The 16,807-nt window shown below is 70.5% G+C and carries 18 protein-coding genes; 10 read left to right on the top strand and 8 right to left on the bottom strand.

The window, feature by feature from the left end; genetic code table 11:
• The first annotated feature begins 11 nt into the window (after positions 1–11).
• The 3 genes from EXE42_RS08655 (at position 12) to EXE42_RS08665 (ending at position 4,452) form a co-directional block, all read left to right on the top strand.
• Entirely contained in the window at positions 12–2,186 is a 2,175-nt protein-coding gene (locus EXE42_RS08655) for an acetate--CoA ligase family protein (protein ID WP_137706331.1), read from the top strand.
• On the top strand, positions 2,179–3,240 hold the full coding sequence (locus EXE42_RS08660) for a phosphotransacetylase family protein (RefSeq protein WP_092920796.1): 1,062 nt from the start codon (positions 2,179–2,181) through the stop codon (positions 3,238–3,240). The genes EXE42_RS08655 and EXE42_RS08660 overlap by 8 nt, the downstream gene beginning before the upstream one ends.
• Positions 3,241–3,396: 156 nt before the next feature.
• On the top strand, positions 3,397–4,452 hold the full coding sequence (locus EXE42_RS08665; protein WP_137694179.1) for a hypothetical protein: 1,056 nt from the start codon (positions 3,397–3,399) through the stop codon (positions 4,450–4,452).
• 31 nt (positions 4,453–4,483) lie between these two features.
• Here EXE42_RS08665 and EXE42_RS08670 read toward each other — a convergent pair whose 3' ends face one another.
• Together EXE42_RS08670 and EXE42_RS08675 are read right to left on the bottom strand one after the other, a co-directional pair.
• Positions 4,484–5,593 (bottom strand): DUF373 family protein, encoded by a 1,110-nt coding sequence (locus EXE42_RS08670; RefSeq protein WP_137706332.1) that lies wholly within the window; start codon positions 5,591–5,593, stop codon positions 4,484–4,486.
• Between the two features lie 173 nt (positions 5,594–5,766).
• Positions 5,767–6,486 (bottom strand): DUF6517 family protein, encoded by a 720-nt coding sequence (locus tag EXE42_RS08675; RefSeq protein ID WP_137694180.1) that lies wholly within the window; start codon positions 6,484–6,486, stop codon positions 5,767–5,769.
• 125 nt (positions 6,487–6,611) lie between these two features.
• Between EXE42_RS08675 and EXE42_RS08680 the strand changes: the two genes are divergently transcribed.
• Both EXE42_RS08680 and EXE42_RS08685 read left to right on the top strand, forming a co-directional pair.
• Entirely contained in the window at positions 6,612–7,607 is a 996-nt protein-coding gene (locus EXE42_RS08680) for a radical SAM protein (protein WP_092920800.1), read from the top strand.
• A 344-nt stretch (positions 7,608–7,951) separates the two neighbouring features.
• A complete protein-coding gene (locus tag EXE42_RS08685; protein WP_137706333.1) occupies positions 7,952–8,248 on the top strand; it encodes a rubredoxin-like domain-containing protein in 297 nt (98 codons plus the stop codon).
• A 294-nt stretch (positions 8,249–8,542) separates the two neighbouring features.
• Here EXE42_RS08685 and nreA read toward each other — a convergent pair whose 3' ends face one another.
• From nreA to EXE42_RS08700, 3 genes are all read right to left on the bottom strand, one after another.
• The gene (nreA, locus tag EXE42_RS08690) at positions 8,543–9,871 is read right to left on the bottom strand and encodes a DNA repair protein NreA (protein ID WP_137706334.1); all 1,329 of its coding nucleotides are present in this window, start codon (positions 9,869–9,871) and stop codon (positions 8,543–8,545) included.
• Positions 9,872–9,955: 84 nt separating this feature from the next.
• Positions 9,956–10,882 (bottom strand): hypothetical protein, encoded by a 927-nt coding sequence (locus EXE42_RS08695; RefSeq protein WP_137706335.1) that lies wholly within the window; start codon positions 10,880–10,882, stop codon positions 9,956–9,958.
• Between the two features lie 57 nt (positions 10,883–10,939).
• Positions 10,940–11,935 carry a transcription initiation factor IIB family protein gene (locus tag EXE42_RS08700; protein WP_092920804.1) on the bottom strand — a complete coding sequence of 332 codons (996 nt, stop codon included), beginning with the start codon at positions 11,933–11,935 and terminating at the stop codon, positions 10,940–10,942.
• Positions 11,936–11,981: 46 nt separating this feature from the next.
• Here EXE42_RS08700 and EXE42_RS08705 point away from each other — a divergent pair, with 46 nt between their 5' ends.
• The 3 genes from EXE42_RS08705 (at position 11,982) to EXE42_RS08715 (ending at position 13,788) form a co-directional block, all read left to right on the top strand.
• Positions 11,982–12,311: a hypothetical protein gene (locus EXE42_RS08705; RefSeq protein WP_137706336.1), complete on the top strand. Its 330-nt coding sequence runs from the start codon at positions 11,982–11,984 to the stop codon at positions 12,309–12,311.
• A 105-nt stretch (positions 12,312–12,416) separates the two neighbouring features.
• A complete protein-coding gene (rnhA, locus tag EXE42_RS08710; RefSeq protein WP_137706337.1) occupies positions 12,417–13,013 on the top strand; it encodes a ribonuclease HI in 597 nt (198 codons plus the stop codon).
• The gene (locus EXE42_RS08715) at positions 13,000–13,788 is read left to right on the top strand and encodes a hypothetical protein (RefSeq protein WP_137706338.1); all 789 of its coding nucleotides are present in this window, start codon (positions 13,000–13,002) and stop codon (positions 13,786–13,788) included. The genes rnhA and EXE42_RS08715 overlap by 14 nt, the downstream gene beginning before the upstream one ends.
• Before the next feature lie 104 nt (positions 13,789–13,892).
• Here the strand turns inward: EXE42_RS08715 and EXE42_RS08720 are convergent, their stop codons facing one another.
• Positions 13,893–14,243, bottom strand: a complete 351-nt coding sequence (locus EXE42_RS08720) for a PadR family transcriptional regulator (protein WP_092920807.1) — start codon at positions 14,241–14,243, stop codon at positions 13,893–13,895.
• 343 nt (positions 14,244–14,586) lie between these two features.
• Here EXE42_RS08720 and EXE42_RS08725 point away from each other — a divergent pair, with 343 nt between their 5' ends.
• Both EXE42_RS08725 and EXE42_RS20615 read left to right on the top strand, forming a co-directional pair.
• Positions 14,587–15,120, top strand: coding sequence for an inorganic diphosphatase (locus tag EXE42_RS08725; protein ID WP_137706339.1), 534 nt, complete (start codon positions 14,587–14,589; stop codon positions 15,118–15,120).
• A gap of 97 nt (positions 15,121–15,217) precedes the next feature.
• The gene (locus EXE42_RS20615; RefSeq protein WP_255510209.1) at positions 15,218–15,343 is read left to right on the top strand and encodes a hypothetical protein; all 126 of its coding nucleotides are present in this window, start codon (positions 15,218–15,220) and stop codon (positions 15,341–15,343) included.
• Between the two features lie 17 nt (positions 15,344–15,360).
• Here the strand turns inward: EXE42_RS20615 and EXE42_RS08730 are convergent, their stop codons facing one another.
• Both EXE42_RS08730 and EXE42_RS08735 read right to left on the bottom strand, forming a co-directional pair.
• Positions 15,361–16,158 carry a winged helix-turn-helix domain-containing protein gene (locus EXE42_RS08730; RefSeq protein WP_137706340.1) on the bottom strand — a complete coding sequence of 266 codons (798 nt, stop codon included), beginning with the start codon at positions 16,156–16,158 and terminating at the stop codon, positions 15,361–15,363.
• Positions 16,159–16,252: 94 nt separating this feature from the next.
• Complete coding sequence (locus EXE42_RS08735) at positions 16,253–16,501, bottom strand: hypothetical protein (protein WP_137706341.1); 249 nt, start codon at positions 16,499–16,501, stop codon at positions 16,253–16,255.
• Between the last annotated feature and the right edge of the window lie 306 nt (positions 16,502–16,807).

The raw sequence follows: 16,807 nt of genomic DNA on the forward strand, positions 1-16,807 counted from the left end.
CTCCCGCGTTGATGGGTACGCTCAACGAGCTGTTCGACCCGGACCGGGTCGCCGTCGTCGGCGCCACCGCCCGCGAGGGCGCCGTCGGCCGCGCCGTCACGTCGAATCTCCTCGACGACTTCGACGGCGACACGGTCCCCGTCAACCCGAACTACGACGAGGTGCTCGGCACGGCCTGCGTCGACGACGTCGCCGACGCGGACGCCGACGTCGCGGTCGTCGTCGTTCCCCCCTCGATCGTGTTGGACGCCATCGAGGCGTGCGGCGAGGCGGGGGTCCGCAACGTCGTCGTGATCACCGCCGGGTTCGGCGAGACGGGGGAGGACGGAGCGGCGAGGGAGCGTCGCCTCGCGGAGCTAGCCGACGAGTACGACCTGAACCTCGTCGGCCCAAACAGCCTGGGGATCATGTCGACGCCCTCGGGGATGAACGCCACGTTCGGCCCCGAGAACGCCCTCCCCGGCGGGCTCTCTTTCATGAGCCAGTCGGGGGCGTTCGTCACCGCGGTCCTCGACTGGGCCAACGACAACGGGATCGGGTTCGAGGACGTTGTCTCGCTGGGGAACAAGGCGGTGTTAGACGAGACGGACTTCGTCGACCACTGGGGGGACGACGAGGAGACCGACGTGATCATCGGCTACCTCGAGGGGATCGAGGACGGCCGCGAGTTCATCGAGACCGCCCGCGAGACGACGGGCGACACCCCGATCGTCGCCGTGAAGTCGGGACGGACGAGCGCCGGCGCGCAGGCCGCCTCCTCGCACACCGGGACGCTGGCGGGTTCCGACAAGGCGTACGAGGCCGGCCTCGACCAGGCGGGGGTCATCCGCGCGGAGTCGGTCGACGAGCTGTTCGACTCGGCGGGCATCCTCGGCAGCCAGCCGCTTCCCGACACCGACAGCGTCGCGGTCGTCACGAACGCCGGCGGCCCGGGCGTGATGGCGACCGACGCCGTTGGCGACGCCGACCTCGACATGGCCTCGTTCACGGCCGAGACGACCGACCGGCTCGCGGGGTCGATGCCCGAGGAGGCGAACATCCACAACCCGGTCGACGTGATCGGCGACGCCGACGTGGAGCGGTTCCGCGAGGCGCTCGAAATCACGGTCGCCGACGACAACGTCGGCGCCGCGATGGTGTTGGCCGCGCCGACGGCGACGATCGATTTCGACGAGCTCGCGGACGCGATCACCGACGTGAGCGACGAGATGGACGCGCCCGTCGCCGCCTGTCTGATGGGCGGCGACCGGACTCGCGAGCCGAAACAGCGGCTCCAGTCGAAGGGGATCCCCTGCTACTTCGATCCCGCCCGCGCGATCGACAGCCTCGCGACGCTCGCGCGCTACCGCGACATCAAGGCGCGCGAGTACGCGCCGCCGATGTCGTTCGACGTCGATCGCGAACGCGCCCGCGAGATCCTGAACGCGGTGCGCGACCGCGACGACAACCGCCTCGGCGTCGAGGCGATGGAACTGCTCGACGCGTACGGCATCCCCACGCCGGCCGGCGAGATCGTCGACTCGCCCGAGCGCGCCCGCGAGGTCGCGGCCGGGGTCGACGGCGACGTGGTGATGAAGATCGTCTCGCCGGACATCCTGCACAAGTCCGACATCGGCGGCGTCGCCGTCGGCGTCGCGGACGACGACGTGGCCGACACCTACGAGGACCTGATCACCCGCGCCCGCAACTACCAGCCGGACGCGACCGTCCTCGGCGTTCAGGTCCAGGAGATGGTCGACCTCGACGACGGCGTCGAGACGATCGTCGGGATGAACCGCGACCCGCAGTTCGGCCCGCTGCTGATGTTCGGGCTCGGCGGCATCTTCGTGGAGGTGATGGAGGACACCACCTTCCGCGTCGCGCCCGTCTCCGAGCCCGAGGCCCGCGAGATGACCGAGGAGATCCAGTCGGCGCCGCTGCTGCGGGGCGCCCGCGGCCGCGACCCCGTCGACGTCGACGCCGTCATCGAGACGATCGGCCGGCTCTCGCAGCTGGTCACCGACTTCCCGGCCATCTTAGAGCTCGACATCAACCCCCTCGTCGCACTGCCCGACGACGACGGCGGCACGAACGCCGCCGCCGTCGACGTGAGACTCACCGTCGACCCGGAGGCACTCGACCCGCCGGGAACCGACGCGGAGACCGATCCGAAGCCGCTCGACGCGGAGGAACCCACCGATGACTGACACACCCACCACACTCGTCACCGCGACCGGAGACAGCGCCGGAAAGACAGCGATCACCGTCGCCCTCGCGCGGCTCGCGGCCGACCGCGACCGCAGCGTCGGCTACATGAAACCGAAGGGGACCCGGCTCCAGTCGAACGTCGGCAAGACCCTCGATCAGGACCCCATGCTCGCCCGCGAGGTGCTCGGCTTAGACGCCGAGATGCACCAGATGGAGCCGGTGGTCTACTCCCCGACGTTCGTCGAGGGCGCGATCCGCGGCACCGAGGACCCGGACGCGCTCCGCGACCGGATCCGCGAGGAGTACGACGGGATCGCGGCCGACAACGACCGGGTGTTCGTCGAGGGTGGCGGCAGCTGGACGACCGGCGGCGTCGTCGACCTCACCGACGTCGACGTCGCGGAGCTGCTCGACGCGCGGGTCGTCCTCGTCGCGGAGTACGGCTCGCCGAACGACCTCGACGAGGTGCTTGCGGCCGCCGACGCGTTCGGCGACCGCCTCGCCGGCGTCGTGTTCAACAAGGTGTCCGACGACGCCTTCGAGTCGCTCGACCAGGACGGGATCCCGTTCCTCGAGTCGAAGGGGATCACCGTCTTCGGCGCGCTCCCGTACGAGAAGGAGTTAGCGGGCGTCACGGTCGGGGAACTCGCAGACGAGCTCGGCGCCGAACTCCTCACCGACGCGCCCACCGACGCGTTCGTCGAGCGCTTCCTCGTGGGCGCGATGGGCGGCGACGAGGCGCTCCGTTACTTCCGGCGCGCCCGCGACGCCGCCGTCATCACCGGCGGCGACCGCGCGGACGTCCAGACCGCGGCGCTCGACGCCTCCGGGGTCGCCTGCCTCGTCCTCACCGGCGGACACCGCCCCTCCGGCGCGGTGCTGGGGAAGGCCGCCGACGCCGGCAAGCCGGTCCTCGCCGTCAACACCGACACGGTCACGGCCATCGACCGGGCCGAGGAGGTCGTCCGCGGCGGGCGCACCCGCGACGTCCGGACGGTGGACCGGATGGCCGACCTGCTCGACGCCCACGTCGACGTCGACGCGCTGGTCTGAGGCGGGAGTCCCCGTTCGGTTCGCCCGCGGCCCCCTGTTCGGGCCGCCGCGTTCCCCGTTCGGTTCGCCCGCGGCCCCCTGTTCGGGCCGCCGCGTTCGCCCGCGATCCGTGATCGTCTGACGTACTGTTTTCACGGTGGACGACGTACCCCGCCTATGACCAGTCTCTCGGAGGCGTACGGCGGACGGGGGCGCTCCGGGGTCGACCCGCATCGGCTGTACCTCGGTGTGGGATCCTTCGTCGCGGGCGCGCTGCTCCTCGTCGTGGGGATCCTCGTGGCGGCCGAGGTGGTGCTACCGGCGGGCTACACCGCGGGCACCGCGCGGGAGGTCGGCGGGATCGTCGGCGGCGTCGGCGTCCCGCTCGTGTTGCTCGGCGTGATGGCGGTCCTCCCGGCCGACCGCAACACCTACGCCGCGGCGTTCGTCGGCGCGGCCGTCATGTGTCTCGGTGTGGCGCTGTTCGCGCACGCGTACCCCCAGCAGTGGGTCGGGGGGCCGCGTCCGGAACTGACCGACCTGACGCTCCCGACCGCGGGCGTCTACTTCCTCGGCGCCGCGACGACGCTGTGGAGCGTGTTTGTCGGCGTCGCGAACTTCAAGACCCGCAACGACCCCGGCGGCACCGTCTCGATGGAGGTGACCCACAAGGGCGAGACGAAGGTGGTCGAGGTGCCCCGTGACCAACTGGGGAGCCGCGGCGGCGTCGGCCTCCTCGGCGGCACCCCCGACGGCGACGTCGAGACGCAGACGAACCGCCCGGACGACGGCGGCGCCGAGAACTCCGCGGCGCGGGGCTCGACCCCGTCTTCGTCGAGCGGTTCGTCCGGACCCGCTCCCGGCTCCGGGGAGGCGGTCGACTCCGGTGCGTCGGGCGCGCGCGGACGGACGAGTTCGACGGGACGGTCCCGCGCCGCCGGCCGCTCCGGTCCCGGTTCACCGGGCGTGAGCGACGGCGGCAGCGCCGAGAGCGACATCACCTCGCCGCTCGACGAGGCGGAGTCGACGGATGTCCCGTCGTCGCCGGCGGCACCGGAGTCCGGGCCCGCTCCCGGCTCCCCCGCCGCCCGAGACGGGCCCGGCGACGCGTACTGCGGCAACTGCGCCGAGTTCGACTACGTCCGGACCGACGACGGGATGCGCCCCTACTGCGCTCACTACGACGAGCTCATGGACGACATGGAGGCGTGCGACTCCTGGACGCCGCGCTGACGGCGCCGTCCTTTTTGCCACCTCTTTCCCCTCACACCGGCTCCGCGGAGGGGAGCTGCGACTCCGCCACCGCGAACGCGAGCGTGCTCAACACGCCGATGAGCGTCCCGGCCGCGAGCGCCATCGCCAGCTCCGAGAGCCCGAGCGCCGTCACGCCCGGCGCCTCCGGGAGGAAGAACCCGGAGACCGCGAACAGTACGACGGCGATGGACGCCACGTAGAAGGGGGCGTTGAGGTAGCGCCACCGGAACCGCCCGGCGAGGTACTCGTCGGTGATCTGCCCGAGACTGGAGGTGACGCCCGCGACGCTGAGCCACTGGACGAGCCCGTGGACGAACGCGGCGAGGGCCGTCCCGGCGGCGAGCGATCCGCCGCGGACGCCGCGGATGGCGTCGACGGTGTCGACTCCCTGAACGATCCCGACGACGACGAGCGCGAGCGCGACCACGTAGGTGACGAGCGTCACGCGCCCGGTGTAGAGGACGTTGCGGACGGTCTCGGCGGTGCCGTCGACGGTCTCTTCGAGCCCTAGCCCGCGGAACAGCGAGTAGAGGCCGACCCCGCCCGAGAGGATCCCCAGCACCGCCGCGCCGGCGACGTCGAAGAGGTTCGCCACGACGACGAGCGGGTAGATCAAGAGGAGGACTCCGAGCGGGACCAGTATCGTGCCGCGAGTCTCCGGGTCGGCGAGGACCTGCTTGATCGTGTAGTACAGCGATTCGAGGTCCTGCGCCTGGCGGACGACGACGCGCCGCATCCCGTCGATCGGCATCCGCGACCGGATCACGGGGAGGACGGACTCGTCTTGGGCGCCGTCGGTGATCACGACCGCGGACACCTCCTCGCCGGTCGACAGCTCCGCGAGCACGCGGTCGACCTCCTTGCCGACCGCCCGGTTCGCCTTCACGTCGGCGCCGTCGACGCCCGTGACGGCCGCGACCTCGACGGCCTCGCCCTCGGCGGCGAGTTCGTCGTGGACGTTGACGCCCTGGAAGAGGACGTTGACGTCGGAGTCCTCCGGGTCGGCGGTCGCGAGCGCGACCGCGGCCTCGGTGACGTCCTCGTCGCCGATGACGGGGGTTGGGATCCCCGTCTTGCGGCCGAGGTCGTCGTCGAGGTCGACGCAGAGGACGAGCAGCATCGTTCGAAGCTACGCCGGGGGACGGCATATGTTTTCGGCTCGCGGCGCGGTCGCGCGACGCCGGCGCCCGCGCCGGGCGGGGTCCCGGTCGGCGTCGGTCTGCGCTCGTCCGACGCGGCGGCCGACCCGCGACGTCAGCTCCCCGCGTCCGACGCGGCGGCCGACCCGCGCCGTCAGCTCCCCTCGTTCGGCTCGTGTTCGAGCCCGTTCATCATCCGGCGGACGTTCTCGCCGTCGCTGAACGCGGCCGGATACGCCGCCAGCGGGAGGACGAAGTCGTCGTCGACCCCGACCGGCTCGCCGATGTGTAGCTCCAGCTCGGTGGTCGCGCCGGTCCCCGCGATCTCGCCGTCGGCCGCGTACACGACGACCGCGGCGTCGGACCCGAGGACCTCGGTCGAGTACTCCGAGCCGCGCTCGAGGTCGCCGACCCCCTCGTACCGGCGCAGGATGAGGTCGGCGCGCTCGCGGGTACCCATCTCGGCGATCGGGTTGAGCGCCCGACCGAGCACCTCGATCTGCGGCGTCGTCACCGCGGCGAACACGGCGGCCTGGTAGCGCTCGCCGAACAGCTCGACGGCCTTGTCGTACTCGGCGACGGTGTTCGTCACGCGCACCTCGCGGGTCCGCCCGGCCACCTCCACCTCCCGGGCGATCACGTCGTCGGACACCTCGTTGAGTTCGTACCCGCTCTCCGAGAGGGTCGCGTCGGCGACCGTCGCGGTGCCGGCCGCGAACTCCGCGGGCCCCTCACCGGTGGCCACGTCCAGCGCGGTACAGCCGGCGAGGCTCGCGAGCCCGACGGCGCCGCCGACCGCGAGCGCCCGGCGCCGCGTGATCGCGTCGCTCGCTGCCCTGTGCTCGGCGTCGTCGGCGGTCGGGTCTCGGTCCATGGGCGCCACTGGCCGCGGCGGGGGTACATACTTTGTGTCCGGTCTACTCGCGCCCGTGACAACGGGTCTCCCGGCAACGCGCGGTTCGGACGCTTTTTCAGGCCGCGGCCGGTAACGAGAGACAGATGATCTCCAAGGGCTGTGAACAGTGCGCCAAGGGCGGGAAGATGGTGCTGTTCGTCTACGGCTACTGCGACCAGCGGGACTGCTTCTACTGCCCCCTCGGAGAGAACCGGAAGAACGTCACCGACGTGTACGCCAACGAGCGGAAGGTTGAGTCGGACGAAGACGTGATCGAGGAGGCTAAGCGCATGAGCGCGCTCGGCACCTCGATCACCGGCGGCGAACCGCAGGAGGCGATGGCGAAGACGACCCGGTACCTCGAACTGTTGAAAGACGAGTTCGGCGAGGACCACCACACCCACCTCTACACCGGGATCACGGGCGGCCGCGAGAACATGCGCCGTCTCTCGGAGGCGGGTCTCGACGAGATCCGCTTCCACCCGCCCCTCGAGCTGTGGGGCGACATGCACGGCACCGAGTGGGAGGAGATACTCCATATCGCCCGCGAGGAGGGGCTCACGCCGGCCTTCGAGATCCCCGGCATCCGCGCGGAGCCGGAGTTCCTGGAGTTCCTCGACGAGGGCGCCGCGGAGTTCTGTAACATCAACGAGTTCGAGATGTCCGACGGGAACTACCGCCGGATGCAAGAGAAGGGCTTCGAGCTTCAGGAGGGCCACATGTCCGCGGTCGAGGGGTCGAAGGACGCCATCTTAGAGGAGATGGCGAGCCACGAGAAGGTGTACTTCTGTACGTCGGTGTTCAAAGACGCCGCCCAACACCGGAACCGCCTGAAGCGGATGGCGAAGAACATCCGTCGCGAGTTCGACGAGGTGACCGACGACGGCACGCTCGTCTACGGGAAGGCGTTCGCCGCCCCCGAGCGCTTCGAGGCGCTCGGCGTCCCCGAGCAGTTCTACACCGTCAAGTCGGACCACGTCGAAGTGGCGTGGTGGCTCTTGGAGGAGATGGTCGAGGACGGCGACCTCGACGAGGGCGAGATCGTCGAGCAGTACCCGACCGTCGACGGGACCGTCGTCGAGCGCACCCCGGTCGCCTGAACGGACGGATCTTGGTTCTTCTGACGGCGATTCTCGTTCGGTACCCGTAGGAACGGCGGTGGCGCGCACCTGCGAGCGGCCGGAGCGAAGCGGAGGCCGCGAGTCGGCACGCGCGAGGGACGCGGCGAGCGACGGGGCGACCGGAGGGAGACCCGAGCGAGCCGCGAGGCTGGGGAGGCGTGAGGTGCGGTCGCTGTGCGGTGCGGGGCGGGGCTCGAAGGGGCAGCCGCGAGTCGTCGCGGCTGGGGCTTTGGCGGTGTTCCCCGTCGAGCGGCGGTCGAAATCTCGAACGTGGCGTGCTATCTGCTCCCACACTTATAAGGGATCAGCGCGTACGGCCGCGTATGGCTTCCGAAGAACCCGTCTTCGCGAACGTGAGCATCGGGCAGGAGGTGTACAACGAGGACGGCGAGCGCCTCGGGTCGATCCGCGGGGTCGACGACGACGGCTTCTACGTCGCGTCGCCGTCGGACACGGACACGCTGACGCTCACCGACGCGCGCGACGTGTTCGGCACCGCCTACGTGATGTGGCGCTGCTGGGAGTGCGGCGAGATGGGCGAGATCGGCGACCAGCTCCCCGCGAACTGCCCGAGCTGCGACGCGCCCCGCGAGGAGCTGTACTACTGGGCCGAGGACTGAGACGACTACCGTGAGAAGCGCCCCCGTGTCTGTATCTGTTATCTGTGAGCGGCTGACTACATAGACGCTGTTGACACCCCCGAAGCCCCGCCCCGCCCCGCACAGCGACCGCACCTCACGCCTCCCCAGCCTCGCGGCTCCCTCCGCTGCGCTCCGGTCGCCGCGTCCCTCGCGCGGTGCCGCTCACGGCCGCCGGGGGCGGCCGCTCGCGGGCACGCGCCACCGCACGTCTCTTTATAAATAGACGATACCGCCCCCACAGTTGCTTATAAATAACCGTCGCCGCCAGCCGGCTCAGTCCGCGTCGGCGAAGTCCGCGAGGTTCGCCTGGAGCCCGGCGGCCATCGTCGACTTCCGGCGGAGGCGCCCGAGCGAGACGGGGAGGCGGTCGGCGACGCCGCGGACCGCCTCGCCGAACGTCTCCGCGGCCCCGTGCTCGCCCTCGAACGCGTTCCGGACCGCCTCGCGCACCTGCCAGACGCCGACCGGCCCCCAGTAGTCGTCGGAGACGTGGCGCAAGACGAGCGCCTTCGCCTGCCGCCCGCGGTCGTCGAGGTGTTCCAAGACGCCCAGCCGAGCCGCGTAGTAGGCGCCCGCCGTCTCCTCGACGTAGCCGGTCCGCCCCTCGCGGCCCTCGCTCGCGGCCGCGAGGTAGACGCCGGCCTCGGGGTCGGGGTTCCAGATCGACCCCGGCGACTTCATCTCGACGAGCTCGTACTCCCACCGGCCCGGGACCAGGATCACCCAGAACGCGTTGCCGAGGTACTCGTTGCGGTGGACCTCGATCCGGTCGACGGTCGGGTCGTCGCGGATCGACCCGCGGAGGAACTGGCCGACCGTGTCGTCGACGGCCGTGATCGACCAGCGCGTCGGGACGAGCCGGCGGTTCTCGCCGCGCCCGAGCGCGCCCGCCGAGAGGATCGTGTTGATCTCGTACACGTCGAAGCCGCGGCGGTAGAGGAACGCCATCGCCCCCTCGGCGCGCCAGTCGTCGTCCTCGAGCGTCTTCTGTACCGGCCGCGGGACGTGCGGATTCTCGCCCAGGTCGGCGGTCCGCGCCGCAGCGCGCGGGCCGGTCGGCGTCTTGATGTCCTCGGTCCCGACCTCGAAGTCGAGGTCCGGCCGGCCGTCGAGACCGATCTCCACGTCGACCGGGCGGTCCGCGATCGCGACCTCGCGTTGAACGCCGAGCCAGCCGTCCCACGCGTCGTGAACGCTCTCGGCCGGGCCGCTCGCGCCGCCGACCGACTTCACTCCGCCGGTCGCGCCCGCGTCCGCCACGTCGACCCCGCGGGTCGAGTTGAGCAGGCTCGTCCGCCGGTCGAACACGTCCGAGATGGAGACGCCCTCGTCGTACCACGCCGCGGAGGTCTCGAACGCCGCGGCGCGCTCCTCGCGGCCGACCGGCGAGAGGAGCCCGGTCGAGACGTTCGGGTAGTCCGCGCGGCCGACGAAGATAGAGGGCGAGACGCTGCCGACGACGGCGTCGTCGGAGACGTGCTCGTCGAAGCGGCGCTCGAAGGAGTCGAGGTGGTCCACGATCCCGTAATCCTTCTCCGCGGCGAGGCGCCGCCGCTCGGCGCGCTCGTTCGCCTCGAACTCGATGAACTCGTCGAGCCGCATTCGTTTCGTGTAGGGCCGAGCGCGACTTGACGGTGTCGGCGGCGGGCGGGGCTTCGTCCCGACCCGCGGCGCGTCGCCCGCCGCTCAGGTCGCGAGTGATGTCACGCCGGCCGGTAGCGTCGCGCCCGTGCGCCACGCGCCGTCCTCGCGGACGACCAGCGGCGTCGGCTCCCCGCCCGCGAACCCGTCCTCGTCGACGCGCAGCGTCCCGCCGACGAGCGTCCCGTCGGCGACCGCCCACGAGGCGACGAACGCCGGCTCGGCGGCGGGCACGGGGTCGGCGTCGAACCCGTCGCCGTCGACGGGCCCGGACAGCGTCACGCCCGAGGGCGCCTCCGGCCCCCAGCGGTTCGCCCCCGCGTAGAGTCGGCCGTCGCGGACGACCGCCTCGCGGAAGTAGTTCGCCCAGAAGTCGCGGAAGTCGGTGTCGAGCCGGTACCACCGGTCGCCGTCGTCCGTCCGGTAGAGCCCGTTCCCGGTGGCGGCGACGACGGCGCCGCCGTCGAGCACGCGCAGGTCGTGGACGTCGTCGTGGACGCCCCGCCCGTACCGCCGCCAGAAGTCGCCGTCGAACGCGTAGACGCCGCCGGGTTCGAGCCCCGCGAGCACGCCGTTCTCCGGGTGGACCGCCAGCGTCCTGACGCTCGGCGACGCCCCGGGCGCGCGGTCCCGCCACCGCTCGCCGTGCGGATGCGCGTCGAGGTCGCCGACCGGGTCGAAGCGCCACCCGTCGCCGTCGGCCGCCGGCCGCGCCCGGAGCACGTCGATCGAGCCCGTCCCGACCAGCACGGTCTCGGGGCCGGCGAGCACGGAGACCGGGCCGTCCGGGCCGTCGAGCCGGTGCCACTCGGTCCCGTCGGTCGAGCGGTACAGCCCCTCGGCGGTCGCGGCGATCCGGGCGTCGCCGCTCCGGACGACCTCGCGAACGCGCCCGCACGCGGCGACCCGCACCGGGTCGCCGTGCGGCCCGTCGAGCCGATACAGCCCGTTTTGGGTTCCGCAGACGAGCATGTGTCGTGATCCGTGACCGAGCGAAAAAACCGTACGCCTCCCGTCGGCCCCGGCCCGTTAGCTGTGGATCCCCATCGCCTCGATCTGCTCTTGGTACCGGTTGCGGATGGTGACCTCGGTGACCTGCGCGACGTCGGCGACCTCGCGCTGGGTCTTCTTCTCGTTACAGAGCAGCGAGGCCGCGTAGATGGCGGCCGCGGCGTAGCCGGTTGGCGACTTCCCGGAGAGCAGCCCCTGCTCCGCGGTCGTCTCGATGATCTCGTTGGCCTTCGACTGGACCTCCTCGGAGAGCTCCAGCTCCGAGGAGAAGCGCGGGACGTACTTCTTCGGGTCGACCGGGCGCATCTCGAGGCCGAGCTCCTGAGAGATGTAGCGGTACGTCCGGCCGATCTCCTTGCGGTCGACGCGCGAGACCTCGGAGATCTCCTCTAAGCTCCGGGGGATCCCCTCCTTGCGGCAGGCGGCGTACAGCGCGGCGGTGGAGACGCCCTCGATGGAGCGGCCGCGGATCAGGTCCTCGTTGAGCGCGCGTCGATAGATCACCGAGGCGACCTCCCGCACCGAGCGCGGCACCCCGAGCGCGCTCGCCATCCGGTCGATCTCCGAGAGCGCGAACTGGAGGTTGCGCTCGCCGGCGTCCTTCGTTCGAATGCGCTCTTGCCACTTCCGCAGCCGGTGCATCTGCGACCGCTTCTTCGACGAGATGGAGCGACCGTACGCGTCCTTGTCCTTCCAGTCGATGGTCGTCGTCAGCCCCTTGTCGTGCATCGTTTTCGTCGTCGGGGCGCCGACGCGCGACTTCTCCTGCCGCTCCGAGTGGTTGAACGCGCGCCACTCCGGGCCGGGATCGATCTGCTCGTCTTCGATGATCATCCCCGTCTCCTCGTGTATCAGCTCCCCGTCGGCCGTCCGGGTGAGATCCTCCGGATCGAAGTCCTCGGGGTCCAGTTCGTCGACGTCCTCGATCTCCGCGACGTCGACCTCGTCTTCCTCGGCGTCTTCGTCCCCCACGCGCTGCCGGTCGTGATCCCGTTGCCGGGTGGGCCGTGTCATCGCATTTATATGCTATCCAATCCGTTTAACTTAAAAGTTCGTTACCGTGTTATCCTGTCTCATACCCCCGCGCGGCGCTCAGTTCGACGGCGGCTCGCTCGGGAGCCCCTCGGAAGTCGGGCTCTCGTCGTCGGTCGCGTCGTCCGCAGCGTCGGCGGTCGCTCCGGCGTCCGAGTCGGTCGTCTCGCCGTCCGTCGGCGTCGACCCCGGACGGGCTCTCGACGGGGCCGGCCGGCCGGTCCTCGGGGGCCTCTGGCTCGACGCCGAACCGATCGCACTCGGCGGTCGTTCGCGGCGTCACCACGCCCTCCGCCCGGCGGTCGCGCCGACGTCCGGTCGGTTCGAATCGACGGTCGACGGCGTCGCTGCGCTCTGAACGACGGCCGCGCCGCCCGTGTCGGCTACGCCTCATATATTCGGTCCTTTTTACCTCGGCGGCGGACGGACAGCCCTTTGGCCGCCGGGCGCCGAACCCGGACGAATGCCGACGATCGACTGCGACCCGGCCGCCGCGCGCGAGCGACTCGCGGACGCGGGCGTCCGGATCGACGAGGGGAACACCCCCCACGAGCGGTGGCGCGCCGAGCGCGACGGGGCGGTCGCGGTCGCGTACGACGACAAGGTCGTCGTCCAGGGGAGCGACCCGACGCGGCTCACGGCCCTCCTGAACGAGGGCGGCGGCCGCGCGCACGTCTACTTCGACGGCGCCTCGCGCGGGAACCCGGGCCCCGGCGGGATCGGCTGGTGTCTCGTCACCTCGGACGGGATCGTCGCCGAGGGCGGCGAGCGGATCGGCCGCGTCACGAACAACCAGGCGGAGTACGCCGCGCTGATCCGCGCGCTGGAGGCGGCCGACGAGTACGGGTTCGACGCGGTCGACGTCCGCGGCGACTCCGAGCTCATCGTCAAGCAGGTGCGCGGCGAGTGGAACGCCAACGACCCCCAGCTCCGCGAGAAGCGGGTCCGCGCCCGGGAGCTGCTGGAGCGGTTCGACCGGTGGTCGATCGCCCACGTACCGCGGGAGATAAACGAACGCGCCGACGATCTGGCGAACGAGGCACTCGATGACGCGAACTGACGACGACCCGCCGGAGTGGGCGAAGGACCGCGCGCGCGAGATGATGGCGGCGGAGGAGGGCGGGGGAGCGGACGCCCCCGACGACGCGGCCGCCGCCGACGCCGCGGAGACGCCCGACCGCGACGCGGAGCGCGTCCCGGACGTCCCGGTCGAGGCGGTCGACGAGGCCGAGCGGCTCACGCGGCTCGCCCGCGAGGCCGAGTCCGCGGAGGCGACGCCCGAGATCGAGGAGGCCGCCGACCAGTACCGCGAGCGGCGGGACGCGCTCGCGGCCGAGTACGGCTACACCGCGCGCGTCCGCGGCGAGGACGACACGCTCGTGTTGTACCCCGACGAGTGGATGGACGACGGAACGGTCCGACTCGACCGCGTCGAGGACACCGACCGCGCGGTCGAGGTGTCGCTGTCCGGTCCCGGCGACGCCGACCGCTACCGCGAGGTGGCCGCGTACAACGAGGCGGTCGCCGCGGCGGTCGCCGAGCGCGAGGCCGAGGTCCACGCGCGCACCGCGGAGACGTTCGCGGCGTTCATGAGCAACCACTACGTCCGGCCGGTCGACGACGCCACGCCGGCGATGCGCGCCGAGTTCCGCGAGGAGTACCTCGTTCGAAACGGGTGGCCGACCGACGAGCAGCTCGACGCCGTCGACGAGTCGCTGTCCGTGATCGAGTCGGTCGCCGGCGACATCGACGACCCTGCCGATGACTCCGCCGACGTCGACGATCCTGCCGATGACTCCGCCGACGCCGACGGTTCCGCCGACGATCCGGCGTAGCGGCGGCTCATCGAAAAGAGAACGCGGCTTTCGCCGCGCCGTGTGCCAGGAATTTTCGATCGGATTCGATGCCGTCGACCGCGCGGGACCGCGCGCCGTCGCCCTTACTCGAGCAGCGCACGGACCTCGTCCGCGCGCGCCTCGTCGGTGACGAAGCGCCCGAGGACCCACTCGATCTGGCCGAGGACGATGTCGTGGCCGGCCTCGGTGAGCTCGTACTGGTTCGTCCGCTTGTCGAGCTCGCTCTTCCCGACGAACCCGTAGTCGACGAGGTCGTCGAGGTTCGGGTAGAGGCGCCCGTGGTTCACCTCGGAGCCGTAGTACTCCTCCAGCTCGCGCTTGATGGCGAGACCGTACATCGGCTCCTCGGCCAGGATGGTGAGGATGTTCTGCTGGAACGCCGTGAGATCGCTTGCCGCCCTCGATTCATCAGTGACTGTTTGTGCCTCTGACATGCCTGAGGGAAGGGGACCCGAACTTATAGTCTTTCTCAACGTTCACGATCGCTGCGATGCGTAACTCCGAACGTTCGTCCGGATCTCTCGGTATCGACGGTCTCTCGGCGGACAACCGTGCGATCCGGCCGCGGAGCGCGTTCGACTGATCGATTCCGTTTGCGCCGAGCCGGTCGACGATCTCTCGGTCGTACCGTCGCTTCGGTTCGCGATCGAAACCCGCGGATCGGCGGTTGGCGGGCTCGGGCCGGTGACGCGGTGCCGCGTCCCCGTTCCGCCGCCAGCGCATCGGCTCAGGCGATCCCGAAAGGACTTTGCCCGACTTCGACCCATCAACGGGCACATGGTCAACCTCTGGGAGGATCTCGAGACGGGACCGAACGCGCCGGACGAGATCTACGCCGTCGTCGAGTGTCTCAAAGGCGAGCGGAACAAGTACGAGTACGACAAGGACATCCCCGGCGTCGTGCTCGACCGCGTCCTTCACTCGAACGTCCACTACCCGTACGACTACGGCTTCATCCCGCAGTCGTACTACGACGACGAGGACCCCTTCGACGTGATGGTGCTCGTCGAGGACCAGACGTTCCCCGGCTGCGTCGTCGAGGCCCGCCCCGTCGCGCTGATGAAGATGGACGACGACGGCGAGCAGGACGACAAGGTGATCGCGGTGCCGACCGAGGACCCCCGGTTCGATCACATCGAGGACCTCGAGGACATCCCCCGACAGATCCGCGACGAGATAGACGAGTTCTTCTCGACGTACAAGAACCTCGAGGCCGGCAAGGAGGTCGAAACGCTCGGCTGGGAGGACAAGGCGGCCGCGAAAGCGGCCATCGAACACGCGCAGGAGCTGTACGACGAGCAGATCGCGTAGCGACGATATAACCGGGGCACATCCGGCGCCCGCGCTCGGATGCGTTATGCCTATGGGTAATTTTTAGGGCGCGAGTCGCGTATCGTCTAGCGGAATCATGAGCGCCACCACGCCCGCCGTCGGCATCGATCACCCGACGGTCGTTCCCGCGAACTTCGATCCGGACGACGACACGCCGGACGGCGCGGCTCCCGACGACACCGCCGCGAGCGACGACGCGTAGGGGTCGCTGACGCCCGTTCAGACTCGTTCGACGACCGATGAGAGCCGCGCCGCGTCCGCTCGAAGCGTCTCGAACGCCTCGTCGACCCAGTCGACGACCGCCTCGTCGGTCGATTCGAGCACGCACCGCGGGTTGTTCCGCTCGTCGTACGCGGTCACGCAGGCGATGTCGTCACACCGGAACAGTCCGTACTCTATCGGCTCTGCGCTCACGTACACCTCGGCGTCGTCGTCGTCGAGCGCTCGGTCGGTCGCCGGCTCGAACTCCGCGACCGACGCGTCGGCCACGTCGCGGTCGATGATCAGCTCCACGCTCGCGCCGCCGTCCAACGCCGCGGCCGCCGCCTCGTTGAACTGCTGGAGGACGACGGGAGAGACGGCCCGGATCTCGGCGCCGCTGCTCTCGCGGAGGAGCTCCGTGAGCCGGTCGACGGCCGCCAGGGGGTTCTGATCGGACGCGACCGTGAGCTCGCTGTCGGGGATCCCGTCTCCGGGGAAGTCGACCCCGACGCGTTCGACGGTCGCCGCGAACCGGCCGTAACGGTCGGCGCGTTCGACCTCCCTCAGGAGCGTCTCGTACGCGTCGTGGACGCGCTCACCGGTCGGCGTCACCCGATAGGCGGCGTCGCGTTTCACCACCCAGTCGCGCTCGCGGAACCCCGCGAGGATCCGCTGGACCGTCGTTCGGGTGGCGTCGACCGCGTCGGTCAACTCCGCGGGGCGCCGCGGATCGTCGCGTAGCGCCCGCAGTATCGCGACCCGAACGGGCGAGCCGGCGAGGTACTGTGCGCCGTCGTGTCCGTCCTCGGCCGTCATCGTACGATCCGTGTGTACGGGTACCGCCCTGTTAACCGTACCGCGTCGCGGTCGCGGGCGCCGCGCTCGGGTCCCTCCGCGCTCGCCGGTCGCGTCAGTCCCGGTACCGGAACGACACGACGGTGCCGACGGTGTCCTCGCCGGCGATCCGCTCCGTGGTCACCGTCACGGCCGCGAGCCCGTCCGCCCCGAGCGCCTCCTCGATCACCGCCCGCAGCGCGTCGGGGTCGGCGCCCTCCTGGATCACCGGCACGCGGACCTGTCGGCGGTTGACCGCGATGTCGCCGAGGTCGTACTCCGTGTGTTCGAACGCCGCTCGGATCGCGGCCTCAATATCGGTCATTGCGGCTCGACCTGCGCGCTCGCCGGTGAAAAACGCGGTCTCTCGATCTGCCGCGTCGGTGCGGATCGCGTTTCCGGGTCCACGATGTCGGGTACTGGATAGATACCGCTTATCTGCCGCTCTGCCAATTTAATACATTTATTTTTAACTTTAAATATCTACTATATTCAGCCGCAGAACAATCTTAATATTTATTTATCCTGATACTTTTTGAATATGCACGAAAGTGTGGCAGATTACGTGGCAGAGCACCCGAAGATGGCCGGCGTCCTGTTCACCGCCCTCCTGCTGCTGACGCAGGCGGCG

The organism is Halorubrum sp. SP3, from assembly GCF_005435195.1.
GTDB lineage: Archaea > Halobacteriota > Halobacteria > Halobacteriales > Haloferacaceae > Halorubrum > Halorubrum sodomense.